Annotated in this window: 12 protein-coding genes; all 12 read left to right on the top strand. The window is 33.1% G+C overall.

Annotation, left to right across the window (positions count from 1 at the left end):
* Nucleotides 1-86: 86 nt before the first annotated feature.
* The 12 genes from AC4HCY_RS20610 (at nt 87) to AC4HCY_RS20555 (ending at nt 17,640) form a co-directional block, all read left to right on the top strand.
* Entirely contained in the window at nt 87-1,949 is a 1,863-nt protein-coding gene (locus AC4HCY_RS20610) for a polysaccharide biosynthesis protein (protein ID WP_255226667.1), read from the top strand.
* A gap of 94 nt (nt 1,950-2,043) precedes the next feature.
* On the top strand, nt 2,044-2,550 hold the full coding sequence (locus tag AC4HCY_RS20605; protein ID WP_255226668.1) for a winged helix-turn-helix transcriptional regulator: 507 nt from the start codon (nt 2,044-2,046) through the stop codon (nt 2,548-2,550).
* Between the two features lie 111 nt (nt 2,551-2,661).
* Complete coding sequence (locus AC4HCY_RS20600; protein ID WP_491095056.1) at nt 2,662-3,678, top strand: DegT/DnrJ/EryC1/StrS family aminotransferase; 1,017 nt, start codon at nt 2,662-2,664, stop codon at nt 3,676-3,678.
* 27 nt (nt 3,679-3,705) lie between these two features.
* Nucleotides 3,706-5,022, top strand: a complete 1,317-nt coding sequence (locus AC4HCY_RS20595; protein ID WP_491095055.1) for a nucleotide sugar dehydrogenase — start codon at nt 3,706-3,708, stop codon at nt 5,020-5,022.
* A gap of 10 nt (nt 5,023-5,032) precedes the next feature.
* Nucleotides 5,033-6,127, top strand: coding sequence for a Gfo/Idh/MocA family protein (locus AC4HCY_RS20590; RefSeq protein WP_491095054.1), 1,095 nt, complete (start codon nt 5,033-5,035; stop codon nt 6,125-6,127).
* A 15-nt stretch (nt 6,128-6,142) separates the two neighbouring features.
* Nucleotides 6,143-6,883 (top strand): acyltransferase, encoded by a 741-nt coding sequence (locus AC4HCY_RS20585; protein ID WP_491095053.1) that lies wholly within the window; start codon nt 6,143-6,145, stop codon nt 6,881-6,883.
* 18 nt (nt 6,884-6,901) lie between these two features.
* Nucleotides 6,902-7,987, top strand: a complete 1,086-nt coding sequence (gene wecB / locus AC4HCY_RS20580) for a non-hydrolyzing UDP-N-acetylglucosamine 2-epimerase (protein ID WP_255226672.1) — start codon at nt 6,902-6,904, stop codon at nt 7,985-7,987.
* Nucleotides 7,988-8,013: 26 nt separating this feature from the next.
* Nucleotides 8,014-8,802, top strand: a complete 789-nt coding sequence (locus AC4HCY_RS20575; RefSeq protein ID WP_255226673.1) for an ABC transporter permease — start codon at nt 8,014-8,016, stop codon at nt 8,800-8,802.
* Nucleotides 8,795-10,654, top strand: a complete 1,860-nt coding sequence (locus AC4HCY_RS20570) for an ABC transporter ATP-binding protein (protein WP_255226674.1) — start codon at nt 8,795-8,797, stop codon at nt 10,652-10,654. Before AC4HCY_RS20575 ends, AC4HCY_RS20570 begins: the two co-directional genes overlap by 8 nt.
* A complete protein-coding gene (locus AC4HCY_RS20565) occupies nt 10,644-12,875 on the top strand; it encodes a methyltransferase domain-containing protein (protein ID WP_255226675.1) in 2,232 nt (743 codons plus the stop codon). Before AC4HCY_RS20570 ends, AC4HCY_RS20565 begins: the two co-directional genes overlap by 11 nt.
* Nucleotides 12,872-14,332 (top strand): glycosyltransferase family 4 protein, encoded by a 1,461-nt coding sequence (locus AC4HCY_RS20560; protein WP_255226676.1) that lies wholly within the window; start codon nt 12,872-12,874, stop codon nt 14,330-14,332. The genes AC4HCY_RS20565 and AC4HCY_RS20560 overlap by 4 nt, the downstream gene beginning before the upstream one ends.
* Nucleotides 14,333-14,364: 32 nt before the next feature.
* Nucleotides 14,365-17,640 (top strand): D-glucuronyl C5-epimerase family protein, encoded by a 3,276-nt coding sequence (locus AC4HCY_RS20555; protein WP_255226677.1) that lies wholly within the window; start codon nt 14,365-14,367, stop codon nt 17,638-17,640.
* The last annotated feature ends 19 nt before the right edge of the window (nt 17,641-17,659 follow it).

Below are 17,659 nucleotides of genomic sequence, written 5' to 3'. Positions count from 1 at the left end.
AAAGTTAGGTTTTGGAGTCTTTAATTATATACAGATTTGGCGAGCTTTGTATAATAATTATAGGCTCGCCTTTTTTGGAGGTAATCATGAAAGCTTTTACCCGTAAGTTATTTTTGTTAATTATTGATATTATAATTGTTAATTTTGCGATACTATTAGCATTATATTTTAGATTCGATGGTATTATAGAACATCGTTTTATGATAGCTTATTTAAAAACTGCAATAAGTCTTACAGTAATTAAAATTTCAATTTATATGATTATGGGATTATATAATAGCTTATGGAGCTATGCAGGAATAGATGAACTCATACAAATCTTTTATGCCACCTGTCTGGATAGCATTTTCTCCTTTGGATTTGGTATTATAAGTGGGAACAGATTGCCGCGAACTGTATATTTCATGGGGTGGATATTGACATTCTTATTCTTATCAGGTTTCAGATTTAGCTATAGGATACTAAGAAGAATAAGAAATAAAAGCTTTAAAACGGTTAAAGGCGGCAATAGAATCCTCATTATAGGAGCCGGAGAAGCAGGGTCATTGCTAATAAAGGAGTTGAAGAAAAATGAAGAACCTGATTTTGTCATTGTTGGAGTTATAGATGACAATAGCAGGAAACATAACGCTACCATAAATGGCGTTCCGGTTTTAGGTGATCGATCTATCATAATAGATACTGTAAAGAGAGAGAGGATAGACGAAATAATATTTGCTATACCTTCAGCTGCTAAAAATGACATGAGAGAAATATTTCAAATATGCAAAGAGACTGATTGCAAACTAAGAACACTACCTAATCTTTATCAAATTGTCGATGGAACAATTAATATTAATCAGATAAGAGATGTTCAAATAGAAGATTTACTGGGAAGAGATCAGATAAGTTTAGAGATGCAAGGGATATCCGGCTTTTTGAGGGATCAAACTGTACTGATAACAGGCGGAGGAGGCTCTATAGGATCAGAACTATGCAGGCAGATTTCAAAGTTCTCTCCGAAGAAAATACTTATTCTTGATATTTATGAAAATAATGCTTACGAGCTATATAACGAAATAAAATATACATATGAAAGTGATGTTGAGCTTGAGGTAATCATTGCTTCTGTAAGGGACAAGCATAAAATTGAAGAAGTTTTTGAAAAATATAGGCCTACAGTTGTCTTTCATGCTGCCGCCCACAAGCATGTTCCCTTGATGGAGCAAAGCCCCGAAGAAGCTATAAAGAATAATGTAATAGGTACTTTAAATGTTGCTCAGGCGGCAGATCAATATAAAACAGAAAAGTTTGTACTTATATCGACGGATAAGGCGGTCAATCCCACAAATGTGATGGGTGCATCCAAACGATTAGCAGAAATGATTGTTCAATCCATTCAAAAAATAAGTAGAACTGAATATGCAGTAGTGCGTTTTGGCAATGTGCTTGGTAGTAATGGAAGCGTAATACCTTTGTTTAAAAAGCAGATAGCTCACGGAGGGCCAGTGACAGTAACTGATCCTGATGTAACAAGATATTTTATGACCATACCCGAAGCAGTTCAGTTAGTTATACAAGCCGGCTCAATGGCAAAGGGAGGAGAAATTTTCATACTGGACATGGGAGAACCGGTAAGAATATATGATTTAGCTTGCGATCTAATAAGACTTTCTGGCTTTGAGCCTGAAGTAGATATTAAGATTGAGTACATAGGGTTAAGGCCAGGAGAAAAGCTATTTGAAGAGCTATTAATGGATGAAGAGGGAATTGAGAGTACCTTGCATCCACAGATATTTATTGGAAAAGCTTTTGATATTGACTATTACAAACTTCTAGAGGATATTGATAAACTTAAGGAGAACTTAAATTCTCCGGACAGACTTATTTCCCAGCTTATGCTGATTGTCCCCACCTTTAGTAACGATAATATAGAAGCTGCTGCAACGAAGGATAATAGGACTCATTAGAATAATGATATATTTTTTTAGCGTTTGTTGACAAATATTCTGATTATATATATTATAGGATTAGGTGTTCAAAACATGAACGAGGGGATAAAATATGGATAGAGAATTTATAATACTTGAGAGCATTCACGAGAATTATAATATTACCCAAAGACAGCTTTCAAAGCTCACAGGGCTATCATTAGGCAGTGTAAATATTTTATTATCGAAGATGGTCAGAGAAGGCTTAATTAAGATTGAGAAGATACCGGCTAACCGTATAGTTTATATGTTAACTCCGAAGGGCATGCTTGAAAAGGTTAACAAGACTTATAATTATATAAAAATTCATTATAACTATATAAACAAAACGAAAGAAAGTATAAAATCTTATTTGCTTTCTTTATCAAAAAAAGTAGGGCAAGTGACTGTCTTGATGGAAAACGATGAGTTAAGTGAGATAACCAGAACAGCCATACAGGAATTAGGAGCCGGAGATATATCATGTGTCAACAAAATAGATGATTACACACATTGTTATGTTGTGGTACTTAACGAGAGTCGATATTTGGAACTTCTAGAAAAAGGCTGCAGAGTTCAAAACTTGCTTCAGGTACTGTAGCTTTAGTTCATATTATATAAGGGGGCGATTGTTATTAATATTCCGATTTTAGATCTCAAAAGACAATATACTAATTTAAAGGATGAAATTGGTCAAGCAATTCAAGGGGTCTTGGAATCAACCCAATTTATACTTGGTCCTAACTTGAAAGAGTTAGAGAATAGGATAGCGGCTTACTGCAATGTAAGGTATGGCATAGGCGTTGCTAATGGAACAGATGCTCTAGAGCTAACATTAAAAGCTTTGAATGTTGGTGAAGGCGATGAAGTAATTACCACGCCATTTACGTTTATTGCATCTGCAGAGGTAGCATCTAAAGTAGGGGCTAAGCCAGTTTTTGCTGATATAGATCCTGATACATACCTGATAGATGTAGATAAAATTGAAGAAAAGATAACAGAGAGAACAAAGGCAATAATTCCTGTACATATTTTCGGCCAAATGTGTGATATGGACAAAATGATGAAAATAGCTGAAAAGCACAATTTATACATAATAGAAGATTCATGTCAAGCAATCGGTAGTGAATATAAGGGGAAGAAGAGCTCAAGCTTCGGTATAGCAGGATGCTTTTCATTCTATCCTACTAAGAATTTAGGCGGATATGGTGATGGGGGCATGATAGTTACTGACGATGAAGAACTGGCAGCTAAATTAAAGATACTTAGAGCGCATGGTTCTAACCCTAAATATTATCACAGCATGTTCGGGTATAATAGCCGTTTAGATGAGCTGCAGGCTGCAATTTTAAATGTTAAATTTAAATATCTTGACGAGTGGAACAGAAGAAGAAGGGAGATTGCTCATAGGTATAATGAAAAATTAAAGGTGAAAGTGCCAAAAGAAGCAACATATGAGCAATATCATACTTATCATCAATATACCATAGAAGTTGGTGACAGGAAACAATTTGAAGATTATATGAAAGCCAATGGAATAGGCACCTGTATATATTATCCTGTTCCGTTGCATTTACAGGAGGTATATAAGTCTCTTGGCTATAAAAAAGGTGATTTTCCCAATACAGAAAAAGCCTGCAAAAGAGTAATATCTATCCCAATATCTCCTGAGATGACAGCAGACGAACAGGAACATGTAATTGCAACTATTAATAACTTCTTTAAATAGACAAATTGAGATGGGAGAAATAATTAAATGAGCATAAAAGAGCAGTTGCTTAAGAAAATAAATGACAAAACCGCTATTGTAGGCGTAGTTGGTCTTGGCTATGTAGGACTGCCGCTGGCTGTTGAGAAAGCCAAAGCCGGCTATAAGACTATTGGATTTGATGTGCAGGAATCAAAGGTTAATCTTGTCAACTCAGGACATAACTACATTGGAGATATATTGGATGATGAAGTAGCTGTCACAGTAGAAGAAGGCTTTCTAAAGGCTACATCGGACTTTTCATTCATCAAAGATGTTGACTGTGTAGCAATATGTGTACCTACTCCTTTAGATGAGTATCAACAGCCTGATATCACTTATGTAAAAAAATCAACTGAAGACGTTGCTAAATACTTGCATAGAGGTATGTTGGTTGTTCTTGAAAGCACTACATATCCCGGGACAACAGAGGAACTATTAAAACCTATATTAGAAAAGACATCAGGACTCAAATGTGAGGAAGACTTTTTTTTGGCTTTCTCACCGGAAAGAGTAGATCCGGGAAACATCCAATATAAGACTAAAAATACTCCTAAAGTAGTTGGCGGTATAGGCAAAGATAGCACGGAAATAGCAGCTGCTTTATACAGGAACATACTCCAAACAGATGTATTTGAGGTGTCAAGCCCTGCGGTAGCAGAGATGGAAAAGATTCTTGAGAATACATATAGAAATATAAATATTGGACTAGCAAATGAAATGGCTATAATATGCAACAAGATGGGTATAAATGTTTGGGAAGTAATAGAAGCTGCCAAGACAAAGCCTTATGGATTTCAAGCATTCTATCCTGGACCTGGTTTAGGTGGTCATTGTATACCCTTAGATCCATATTATTTAACATGGAAAGTTAGAGAATATGATTATCACACAAGGCTTATTGAGACTTCAGGTGAGATAAATAACTTCATGCCTCAATATGTAGTAGAGAGAGCCTCTAAAATATTGAATAGATTTAGAAAACCCCTTAATGGATCAAAGGTGTTTATATTAGGAGTTGCATATAAGCAGGATATCGATGATTGCAGAGAGAGTCCAGCTTTGAAGGTTATGGAAAATTTTAAAAAAGAAGGATCAATAGTAGTATATAATGACCCATACATTCCAACTTGTAAATATAAAGCATGTGAATATTGTTCTGTTGAGTTGACTGCAGAGAATCTTCAAAGTGCTGACTTGGTTGTTATAACAACAATGCACAGCTGTTATGATTATGAATTTATACAAAAGAACTCAAAGTTCATATTTGATACCAAGAATGCTATGAAGAACGTAGAAGAAAGAGAAAATATAGAGCTGCTCTAGGAGGTTTGTAATGAAGAAATTGAAATTTGCCATAATAGGGTGCGGGAGAATATCGTACAAGCATATAGAAGGCTTAGCGAAGAATTTTGAAGAAGCAGAGTTAGTTGCTGTATGCGATATCGTTATAGAAAGAGCAAATAAGAGATCAGAAGAATATTACAACTTATGCGGAATAGAACCCCTTGTATATAACGATTATAGAAAGATGCTTGATGAAGTGCCTATTGATGCGATAGCAATAACTACAGAAAGCGGTTATCATTCAGAAATCTCAATATATTGTTTAAACCTAGGCAAGCATGTGCTTGTTGAGAAACCAATGGCCTTGTCAACTGCTGATGCAAAAAACATGATAGCTGCAGCAGAACAAAACAAAGTAAAATTAGCAGTATGCCACCAAAATAGATTTAATTTGCCTATAAAGCAGCTAAGAGAAGCCATAGATAAAGGACGCTTTAGAAAACTGATAAATGGAACAGCAAGGATACTTTGGTCCAGGGATATGGGCTATTATAAGCAAGCTCCGTGGAGAGGAACCTGGGAGCAAGATGGCGGTACTCTAATGAATCAATGCATACATAATATTGATCTTCTCCAATGGATGATGGGTGGAGAAATAGATACAATCTATGCGCAAACCGGCAATTATATCAGGAGCATAGATGCAGAAGACTTTGGCGCTATCATTATTAGATTCAAGAATAAAGCTATTGGTATTGTCGAAGGCACTGCCTGCGTTTATCCTAAAAATTTGGAAGAAACTTTAAGCATATTCGGTGAAACAGGTACGGTATGTATTGGCGGACTAGCTGTAAACAAGATTGAAACATGGCAATTTGCTGATGAGTTAGAGGATGAAGCAGCGCTTACCTCATTTAAGGATGATGATCCGGACACTGTTTATGGCTTTGGGCATATTCCTTTATATAAAGATTTCATTGATGCAATCATAATGAATAAGCAGCCTTTGATAAGCGGAAAAGAAGGGATCAAAGCCATGCAGATAATATTAGCTGCATATAAATCCCAGAAAACCGGAATGCCTGTAAAATATGAAGGATTAGAGTTTTCAACAATTGAAATGAAAAATAGTGATATAAGATAAAGAGGTAGGTGCCATATGAACTTTATAAGTCCAAAATCTAAACTAGGACAAAATGTGAAGGTTGGTTATTTTATAATTATAGAGGATGATGTTACTATAGGTGACAACTGTATAATCGGTAATAATGTAACTATATATAAGGGCAGCATTATTGGATGTAATACAAGAATAGATGATAATACGGTAATCGGGAAGCAGCCGATGAAAGCCGTGACCTCTGCAACCTCAGATGATAAGCTGCAGCCTCCATGCCGATTAGGAGATAACATGATAATAGGAACATCTGTTGTTATTTATGCGGGCTGTAAAATTGGACAAAGCTCCTTGATTGCTGATCTATCAACAATAAGGGAAAACGTGGCTATAGGAGAAAAAACTATTATAGGCAGAGGAGTTGCAATAGAAAACTACTGCAATATAGGCAACTATTGTAAGCTTGAAACAAACGTATACATTACGGCGTATTCAGATATTGAAGATTATGTATTTATAGCTCCGGGCGTAGTTACATCCAATGATAACTACGCAGGCAGAGACAAAGAAAGATTTAAGCATTTTAAAGGTGTGACAGTAAGAAAAGGCGGAAGAATAGGTGCTCAAGCAACAATACTGCCAGGGAAAGTAATTGCAGAAGATAGTCTGGTAGGTGCAGGCAGTGTAATAACTAAAGATACAGAGCCTGAAAAAATAACTGTAGGTAATCCTGCAAAACCATATAAAAGAGTACCTGACAGCCAACTTTTAAAAAATCAATGAATAGCTGAGGTGTAGAACTTGAAAATAGTAACAGTTGTAGGTGCAAGACCTCAATTTATAAAGGCTGCTCCTGTTTCGAGAGAGCTAAGAAAAAATCATGAAGAAATACTTGTACATACAGGACAGCATTACGATAAGAATATGTCGGATATATTCTTTGAAGAGTTGAACATACCAAAACCTGACTATAATTTGAATGTGGGTTCTGGTCATCATGGCAAGCAGACAGGCGAAATGCTTATGAAGATAGAAGAAGTTCTGTTAAATGAAAAGTCTGACGCAATGCTTGTGTATGGTGATACAAACTCCACATTGGCAGGCGCACTTGCTGCAAGCAAACTGCATATACCTGTGATACATATAGAAGCAGGTCTTAGAAGCTATAATATGCACATGCCGGAGGAGCAAAACCGTATACTTACAGATCACTTGGCTACGATGCTTTTTTGCCCTACACAAAATGCTGTAGATAACTTAGCAAAAGAAGGAATAACGAAAGGCGTCTATAATGTAGGAGACGTTATGCTTGATGCATTGCTTTATAACCTGAAAATAGCCGAGATTAAGTCAAATATATTAGCAGATATTAATGTTGCGCCCCAAAAATATATTTTAGCCACAATACATAGAGCCGAGAATACAGACAATATTGAGAATTTGACTAATATATTCAAAGCATTTTCAGAGCTGGAATGGCCTATTATTGTTCCGCTTCATCCGAGGACAAGAAACATTATAAAGAATAATGCTAATTTATTTGCATTTATTAATGACTCAAATATAAAAATAATTGAACCTCTTGCATATTTAGATATGATAATGGCCATGAAGCATGCAAAGATTATAATGACTGATTCCGGTGGCGTACAAAAAGAAGCTTACTTTTTAAAGACGCCATGTATAACACTAAGGACTGAAACTGAATGGATAGAGACGGTGGAAAGTGGATGGAATATTTTATCTCAATCTAACTCAGAGACTATTAAAGATGCAGCAAGTATGTTTAAAACGAGGAATTTTAATACTCTGAAACATACTGATTGCTATGGTAATGGAGATGCTTCAAGAATAATAGGAGATATAATTGAGGCTAGGTTAAAGTAATCCTTTCCTGAAAGAGGTGACATAAATTGCTGGAACCATTTAAGCTCATATGGGAGTATAGAAAAATAATTAAATCTATAACAATCAACGATATAAAAGCTAAATATGCAGGATCTTTTTTAGGTATTCTATGGGCTTTTATATATCCCATACTATTTTTAAGTGTCTACTTTATCGTGTATGTTGTTATATTTAAAATACGACTAAATACAATGAGCACTTTTGACTATGTATTGCTGATATTTTGTGGTTTAATTCCATGGTTCGGTTTTTCAGAAGCAATAGGTACGGGAGTTAATTCAGTTACTTCAAACTCAAGTCTTTTGAAGAATACATTGTTTCCTGTTGAACTTATTCCTGTCAAAGTTGTATTTGCAAGTATGATATCTCAATTGATTGGAATGGGTTTGCTTATGTTAGTACTTATAGTTAAAGGATATATGGGTTTAGCGGTATTAGCTTTGCCCATTCTATTAATATTACAGATTGTTTTTTCTACTGGTTTAGTATGGATATTAGCAAGTTTAAATGTTTTTTTTAGAGATATAGGTCAGATAATTACAGTTGTTTTAATAATGCTTATGATGGTTTCACCTATAGCATATACGAATGAAATGATTTCTCCTCAGATTCTACCATATATGAAGGCAAATCCTTTATATTATTTGATAACTATGTTAAGAGATATTCTAATGTTTAATAGACTGCCTGGCATATATGATTTCTCAATATTTTTATCAGTTTCAGTATTTGTATTTTATTTGGGGTACTTTGTATTTTCACGATTGAAAGTGGTGTTTGCTGATTATGTATAAGGCTAATGATGATTATTCTATTACTATAGAAAATCTGTCAAAAATGTATAAAATTTATCACAAAAAAAGAGATCGTATACTTGATTTGCTGAACCTAAAACTGTTTATGGACAGAAACTCTTATGATGAGTTTTGGGCTTTAAAAGATGTTGGCATTAAGATACCTAAGGGTATGAAATTAGGTATCTTGGGACGGAATGGAGCAGGGAAAAGCACCCTTTTAAAAATAATAACCGGTAATATAAAACCTACAAACGGGCAAATAACAATAAATGGTAAAATATCAGCTTTACTAGAATTAGGCACAGGGTTCCATCCAGAATTTACTGGCAGAGAAAACATATATGCTTCATTAGCATATATGGGTATTGATCAAAAAGAGGCAGAACAGAGGTATGATGATATACTAGATTTTTCTGAGCTTGAAGACTTTATAGATAAACCTGTAAAAACATATTCAGCTGGAATGTATGCAAGGCTGGCATTTTCTGTAGCTACATCAATAGAACCTGAAATTTTAATAATTGATGAGGTTTTAGGTGCAGGGGATACTTATTTTGTGAATAAATGTATAGAGCGAATGAAAAAGCTTACGGAAGGTGGAACTACTGTTTTATTTGTATCTCATGATATTTCTTCTGTTCAGAAGATGTGTACCCATGCAATTTGGATTGACAATGGAAAGCTATTAATGCAAGGCGATATTATAGATGTTTCAAAAGCTTACTTAGCCTCAGTACGTAAACAAGAGGAACTAAGGTTAAAGGCAGAAAATATGAAACTCAAAAGAAATGTTGTAAAGGCTTTTGAAAATAATGATTCTACTCAGCTTCTATTTCATTTCATTACTCAAGATGGAGAGCCTAAAGAAAAACATCCAATAAATAAAATATCATTATATAAGAACGGTGTTATGATTGATGAGTTAATACTAGGAGATGCCATGGATAATGATAACACTAGAAGTATTTTTCTTCTCACTAGCAAAGGGACGATAAACTGGTCTGAACCACTAAAATATGATGGTAGATGTATTAGAAGTTTTGAAAATGTTGGCGGTATATATAAGCATGCTGTGTTCGTTGTAAATATTGTAGAAGATAGTAATGCTTTAGACAAATCAAACTATGAAATTGAAATTGGATATAAAGATGTTACAAACGAAAAAGTAATACTAGAATTATATAATGGGCAATCCTATGTGAAAATAGGTGAGCTACAGAATATAAATGATGGCAAATGGAAAAAAAGCAAATGCAGTATTGATTCTATTTATTTAGGCTATAAAAACAAAGAGGTAGTAAAAGAAGAAAGTCATAAAACAGTCAATGTTAAGAATAATAATATAATAAAAGAAAAGAGTCTTGATAAAATTGATAGAAATACTAATGATATATATGGAAGCGGAGAAATAATAATAGGTGATGTTAAATTTATGGATGAAAATGAAATTCCTAAATATACTTTTATAACTGGTGAAAAGATGATATGTAGAATATCGTATATTGCGTCTCAAAATATTATTAACCCTGTTTTCGTAGTTGCTTTATATAAATACGATGGCACATGTATATCACAACTTATTTCTAATAAAGATAATTTTATTATTGACAAGTTAAATGGCAGAGGATCTGTTGATGTCATATTTGATCCTCTTTTGATTGGCAGAGGTGAATACATAATATCAATAGCAATTTTTAAAGAGCTTAATCTTCTTGATGCGGCAGAACCGGAAGCCTATGATTTGCATGATAGAAAGTACAAACTAAAAATTGAACAGCCTTTTGGTATTAATACAGAGTTAGGCCTAATAAATCATCCAGTAAGGTGGAATATAAGATATGTTGAATGATAATACATTAAAATACTATAATGCTTCAGAATTATGGAGCGGTGATGCTGCTCCTGAGCAAAAGCTTCTCTTAGACAAAGTTTTAAGTATGCTTCCTGAAGATATTGAATCAATTTTAGATGTGGGTTGTGGTAATGGAGTAATTACTAATCAGCTACCCAATGATAAGCATGTGTGTGGGTTGGATATAAGCGACGAAGCTCTAAAATATGTGGATAGAGACACGAAGGTAGGTTCAATAGATAAACTGCCTTTTGATGATGATGCTTTTGATTTGCTTCTTTCGACTGATACGATTGAACATTTGTCAATTGACATATACCGTAATGGATTGAATGAGATGCAAAGAGTTGCAAGAAAATACATAATGATAGCTGCCCCATATATGGAGGACTTAGAGCTTGCAAAAGCAAAATGCTCAGAATGTGGTTGCGAATACCATATAAATTGGCATTTGCGTTCATTGGATATAAAGAAAATTGTAGATGAAATCGGAACAAAAAAATTTAGTTTATGTAGCATAGGATTCAGCGGTGATTCTTGGCCATTTTATTGTGATGCGGTGGATAAAGTTGATCGTATAGCGAATAATAATTTTCATATCTGGGATAGAGCAGTATGCCCTTTATGCAGCTCATCTGAAACTGTTAAGCAAGGAATTGAGGCAATAGGGGGATTAGATAAATTAAGAAAAGAATGTTTTAATGAAAACCTTAGAATGAACTCTAATTACATGCCAACAAGAAATGAGATGCTATTACTATTTAAAGCAAAGAATTGCCATAGCGGTTGGAATGATGGATTTGATAAAGATAAGTTGTTTTTTTACATAAAAACTGATAAAAGAGAAAATGAGAAAATTGATAGTAAAGCTAGATTAATGCACAAGGGTTGCTATGATATAGCTATTGGTTCTAATTATAATAGCAGGTTAGATACTAAGAAATTTAGTATTCATCCCTATATAATTGATAATGAAAATATAAATTGGGGAAGCATCCAGCTAATAGATGACAGATTAGCTAGGCGGTATATTAAAAAAAATGAATCGCCTAATCATGCTGTTTTTATCATTCCTGAGTTTACAAAGGACGGTTTCAATATTACAATATCCTACAAAGATTGTTCTGAAGTACCGCTTACTCTTCAAGTTTATGATAAAAATGATTCTTATATACGCTTGGGTGACCTTGAATGCAAAAATGATTCCATGTGGAAAACATCTGTATTCAGTGTTCCACCTAACATTGATTGTTTAGATGAAGGATATATATTTGATCTTGTTTGTTATAATGAAGAGATTGAGCCCACTTATTATATAGATAAGATACTCATTGATGGAAGTTACATTCTTGAAAATACATTAAATGAATTATGCGATAAAGAATTTGCTGATGATATGTATAAGTTTTATGAATTAGAGCTAAATGAAGCAATGTTAAGTGATACTATTATACATGTAGAAGGCATAAATGATGCAAAAGGGTTTGGCTTATTATTTGAAAATATTGTAGTAAATCTTGATAAATATAAAATAGATGATGGCTTATTTGAAACACATATATATAAATGGGTATTTAATGATCCGTATTTTAATGAAGCCATAAACGCTAGCAAGATATATAATAATGATATGAAATCTAAGGTCTATAAACTTTTTCAGAATAATTTTGACTATAACTTACTTAAAGAGGTATGCAATAAGGGTCTCATAGGTAATAGAGTTTTAGCATCAAGCATAAATGATAAATCCAAAACTATTATTGACTTGTTGCATGAATTGAGAAATAAGGAGCTTGAAGAAAAAGAGAAAATACAATCCGAGTTACAAATTATGATAAGAATGCTAAAAGATTTAAATAAAATTAATAGCAATTATGAGATTATTTTAAAAGAATTTGAAGAAAAAGAAAAAATGCAATCCGAGTTACATGCTATGATAAAAATGTTGGATGATTTAAATAGAATTAATAGCAATTATGAGATTGTTTCAAAGGAATATAGGGATAGAATAGCTACGCTTAATGAAGAATTAAGTTTAAGCCGTGTTGAAATAAAAGATCTAAAAGATAAAATTGCAGAACTTGACTTAAGAATGTCAGATTTTATATATCAAATAAAAGAAAAAGATAGTGATATCAAAAGAATGAAGGAAACAATTGAAAAGCTAAATAATAGAAAGTTATGTGACTTTATTTTTAAGAAGGGAGAGCAAGCATGAATGTTTTAATTTTAACTCCCGATACTGACATTGACAGACGGATTGTGCTTCAGGCTAATGCTTTAGTGGAGTTTGGGCATAAGGTTACAATAGTTGGGGTACCTTATCAAGGAGATAATTTTTTGTCAGGATATATTTCTGATAATATAAGAGTAAAAAGAATAGATTCAAAAGATATAAATTATGATAATTTGTTGGTCAAGCTATATAAGAAATTTCATGCAGATATCAATAGTTTAGCGGTTAAAAGAAACAAAGCATTAAATACATATTATAACAAAAGTGCTATATATATTGATGAGACAAGCAGTCTTAAACCTATAAAGCATATGAATAATAAAGTTGTTTCATTAAACATTAAGATTATGAATTTTGTTAGCACAAAGACTATTGTATTTATGCAACAATTAGTAAATTTCATATACAGAATAGCTTTATTTTTTGTTAGGCTTTTAAAAATTAACTTTTTTCCAAACTTTGATATGGCTTTCTTCAATGCTGGTATCAAAGAAGATGCTGATATAATAATAGCCAATGATTTGCCATCACTTAAAGCTGCCTCTATAATAGCTCAAGAAAAAGGTATTCCATTAATATACGATGCACATGAGAATTATACAGAACAATGCACTCTTATGAAAAAGTATGCCAAACAGTTAGAAAAAGTTGAAGCGGAGATATTACCTAATGTTAATTTTTGGATTGTTCCAAATGAACTTTTAGGGAATTGTATGATAGAGAAATATGGGAATAAATATAAAAAGAATATAGACAAGCCTCTGGTTATACAAAATGCTATAGATAGGTGGAATGAATATGAGACATGCAAAGATAATGATATTTTAAGAAAGAAATTGGGTATTGGTGAGAATAAAAAAATTCTTTTGTTTCAAGGTGGCTTTTTAGCAAAAAGAAACCTTGAAAATTTAGTTAAGAGTATGAAGTATGTAATGAACACTGACGTAGTACTTGTGATGTTAGGCTTTGGAAGTTTTGGAGAAGTTTTAAAAAATATAGCAAGAAGGAGTAAGCTTGATAAAAAAGTTATATTCATGGATGCTGTACCTCAGCAGGAATTATTAAGATATACATGTTCGGCAGATGCAGGTATTATTCCATATCCTGCAGTAGATAAAAATACATATTATTGCTCACCAAATAAGTTATATGAGTATATCCAAGCGAGATTGCCAATATTGGCTAATGATTTACCTTTCATAAAAAAGGTACTGGAAGATAATGAAATAGGGAAGGTAGAAGATTTTTCTAATCCTCGAAACATAGCAAGGGCTATAGACTCAATCTTTAGTGATGAAATAGATTTGAAGAAGTATAGATATAACTTAAATAAATTATCGGATTTAGTTTGTTGGGAAGCTGAAAAACAGAAACTTATAGATGAATACTGCAAATACATAAAAGATTTCAATCAATTTGAAAAAGTATCTACAATGTAATATACATAAATATAGTTATGAGGGATGTTAATATGTTTGGTTTTTATAATATAAGAAATAATAAAATTAGAAAGTATGAAATTGCATTTATTTTGATTTCAGTAATACTTATATCCATTACGCTTGCAGCTTGTTCCGATGCAAATAGTGTAATTAAGGGGGGGATTGTAAAAGACGACATAGCTATGAATCAAACAGATGTTAATAATGCTGAGCATTCAGTTGATAAAAACGGAGTTCCTATATTAAAAATAAAGGGAGTAGGAGAAGTAAGACATCCTGGATGGGTAGGCATGTATGCATTACAATACTCGGGTAATGAATCTTTTTATGATAAAGAAGTTGATAAGGACTTAACTAAGTTTCAAGCATGCATAAAGTGGTTAGAGGAGAATTTAGAAAAGAATTCGAATGGTGATTATGTATGGCTATACAAATTTGACAGCACATATAACGATGTGAATATCAAAGCACCTTGGTATAGTGCTTTTGCACAGGCAGTGGGGATTGAAGCTCTTGTGGCAGCTTATGATACTGATAAAGATATAAGGCATTTAGAGATAGCTGAGAAAGCATCAAAAGTTTTATATAGAGACATTAATGACGGTGGATTGCTATTTCAGAAAGGTAACGATATATGGTTCGAGGAGATACCAGTTCCTGCTGAAAATCCTACTCATGTGTTAAATGGACATATGCGAGCTGTAATAGCACTTAAGAAATTGGCTATTGCCAGCAATAATAAGATCATTGACGAGTGGGCATCTAAAGGAGCTGAAACTTTAAATAGATGGCTGCCTAAATATGATAACGGATATTGGTTAAGGTATGACCTTAACCCTAAGAAGAATGAGCTTCTTTTTAGATTTACAAATCCATATGGATACAAGCTTGCAGATATTCCGATAGATAAAATTACTCATAGAGATCCAATAAGCGGCAAGGAAGCCATACTAGATGTAGGAAATAGTGACCCAGAAGGAGAACTCAGAATAGCAGGTAATGATTGGGGACAGATAGAAGAAATAGATGGAAGGACGGTAAGAAGGTTAAAACCTGTAGTTCCTGTATCGGTTGCTGAAGGAAATGATGGAGAAATGCATTCGCCATATACTTACTTTTATTTAAAGTTGCCTATGGAGTGGACTGATAACCTAAGAGAAGACTGGCTTGAGCTGACGATAGAGTATAAAGATGAAATACAAGGTAATCTTTCAGTTCAAATGCGTTCAATTTGCGAAGGAACTGCATTTAGAGATTTACGGGATGGAGATTTACTATTGACAGGTTCCGGTAAGTGGAGACAATGGAAAATTCCAATAAGACCATCTGATTTGGGATTTTGGACTGGAAGTTTTTATTCTGATAAGCATGTTTTATATTTAAAGGAATTAACGAAGTACTATGATGAACTTAGTGCGTGGTATAATATATCTACTGCTTATTTTAATATGAATTCTATAGATTTAACAAAGATAAAGTATGTTAAAAATAATGTTCAAGAAGTCCTAAAACAGACACCGTCCATACCTTTATTTTCACTTGATAAAGAAGGTGCTGTTCGTCAGCATTTAGCAGGTAAAAGAACAAAATTTATTAATGGTATGTGGGATGGGAAAAGTGAATGCGGAGAGCCAGGATATTCTCCATACACTATAGCTATTCAAGCAATTGAAGGATCTAAATATTTTTCAGACAACTTTTTTATGGATAAAAGCTTACTTAACAATTTTAGTCAAAATTATAGGAGAGAGTATAATTGGATAACTAATGAAAATGTTAATACCATAAGTAATGAATCAGCGTATAATTGGCTTAATAAAAATAAAGTGATAATAAAGGATGGATATACATGGAGGTTTTCCTTTGAAAATGCGTATAATGACGTGTATCAGAAGCCTGGATGGCAATCCGCATTTTCTCAAAAATATATAATAGATGCATATATGAAAATTAATGATAAGGAAACTGTAAAGAAAGCTGCATATGCTTATAAATACCCAACGTCAGTTGGAGGAATATCCTCACTTGATAAGAATAATAATATATGGTTTGAAGAAGTGCCTAACAACACTCATATTTTGAATGCTCATTTGACAAGTCTTGTAACTTTAAACAATGTGTATGAGTATTTAAATGATAGTATTATAGGAGATGTTTATGAAGACGGCTTGAAAAGCTTAAAAAAATACCTTTATACTTATGATACCGGATATTGGTCAAAGTATGATCATAATCCTAAAAAGGAGATATTGTTTCAGATAGATTGGATTTCGGGAGAAAAATCTCCCGCTATTGACACCATAGAATTATTAAACCCACAAACGAATACTGCTACTAGGGTTGATGTTGGATCTTCAAATGATTTTGCTGGATATCCGAGAATATCAGGTAGTGAATGGTCTTCAGTAGAGAATGTTGATGGTAAGACTGCACGAAGGTTTATTAATGGATACAAGGTTAATAAAGAGCCAATAAAGAACGCTACAAGACATAATGTATATTTTTTTGGAGTTTTACCAGAGCAGAAGTTTGATGATTATTTTGATGTACCAAGTCATAAATTATTGATAAATTATAAGGATGATGTTAAGGGAACATTTTCTATAAAGGCTCAATCAATTTCTGAGGGTAATAATCTAGAATTTATTCCACTTAGAAATGCAATTGTTGAATGTGTAGGAGACGGGAAATGGAAAACCGCTGCAATAACTATTAGACCTCAAGATTTAGGCTGGTATATGGGTTCAGATTATCAAAAATTTCATGTTGATCAACTTAAATTGATTGCTGATATAACTAAGGATTGGTACTTTGAACAATATACTGAAAAATGGGAGTATTATTTATCACAATATAAAAATAAGAAGCCTGTAATTGAAGAAAGCGATTCACTTAAATTAATAGATATTTCCAGCCAAGTAAAAGTAATTAATAGCTCTCCAATGTATGATGGGTTTGAAATCGAAAACTCACTTGATGGGAATCCTAATGATGATTATACTGCAGGAATTGAAGGGATTCTCCCGCAATTTTTCATATTAGAGATATCAAATAAAAAGGAAATTAAAGAGATCGAGTTAATATGGGAAAGTGAATCAAACTATGGTGTTAGCTATACAATTGAAATCACAGAAAAAGATGATAAAGTTAAATATAAAGAAGATATAGTTAATCAAAATGGCCAATACCAGAAAATTATTCTGCCCAATAATATTAGTGGTGAGAAAATTAAATTTATAATTAATAAAACTAATGGGCAGAACAGAATATTACTAAGGCAAATAAAAATTAATGTACTGCTATAAGAGATGGTATTTTATAAGG

This window comes from Lutispora sp. QWL-02 (assembly GCF_058315355.1).
Note: the sequence above shows the minus strand (reverse complement) of the source record. Positions and strands in the feature narration are given on the sequence as shown.

Coding starts and splice junctions, on each gene's coding strand:
- AC4HCY_RS20610 (WP_255226667.1), top strand. CDS start 87: ATGAAAGCTTTTACCCGTAAGTTATTTTTGTTAATTATTGATATTATA.
- AC4HCY_RS20605 (WP_255226668.1), top strand. CDS start 2,044: ATGGATAGAGAATTTATAATACTTGAGAGCATTCACGAGAATTATAAT.
- AC4HCY_RS20595 (WP_491095055.1), top strand. CDS start 3,706: ATGAGCATAAAAGAGCAGTTGCTTAAGAAAATAAATGACAAAACCGCT.
- AC4HCY_RS20590 (WP_491095054.1), top strand. CDS start 5,033: ATGAAGAAATTGAAATTTGCCATAATAGGGTGCGGGAGAATATCGTAC.
- AC4HCY_RS20585 (WP_491095053.1), top strand. CDS start 6,143: ATGAACTTTATAAGTCCAAAATCTAAACTAGGACAAAATGTGAAGGTT.
- AC4HCY_RS20570 (WP_255226674.1), top strand. CDS start 8,795: ATGTATAAGGCTAATGATGATTATTCTATTACTATAGAAAATCTGTCA.
- AC4HCY_RS20565 (WP_255226675.1), top strand. CDS start 10,644: ATGTTGAATGATAATACATTAAAATACTATAATGCTTCAGAATTATGG.
- AC4HCY_RS20560 (WP_255226676.1), top strand. CDS start 12,872: ATGAATGTTTTAATTTTAACTCCCGATACTGACATTGACAGACGGATT.
- AC4HCY_RS20555 (WP_255226677.1), top strand. CDS start 14,365: ATGTTTGGTTTTTATAATATAAGAAATAATAAAATTAGAAAGTATGAA.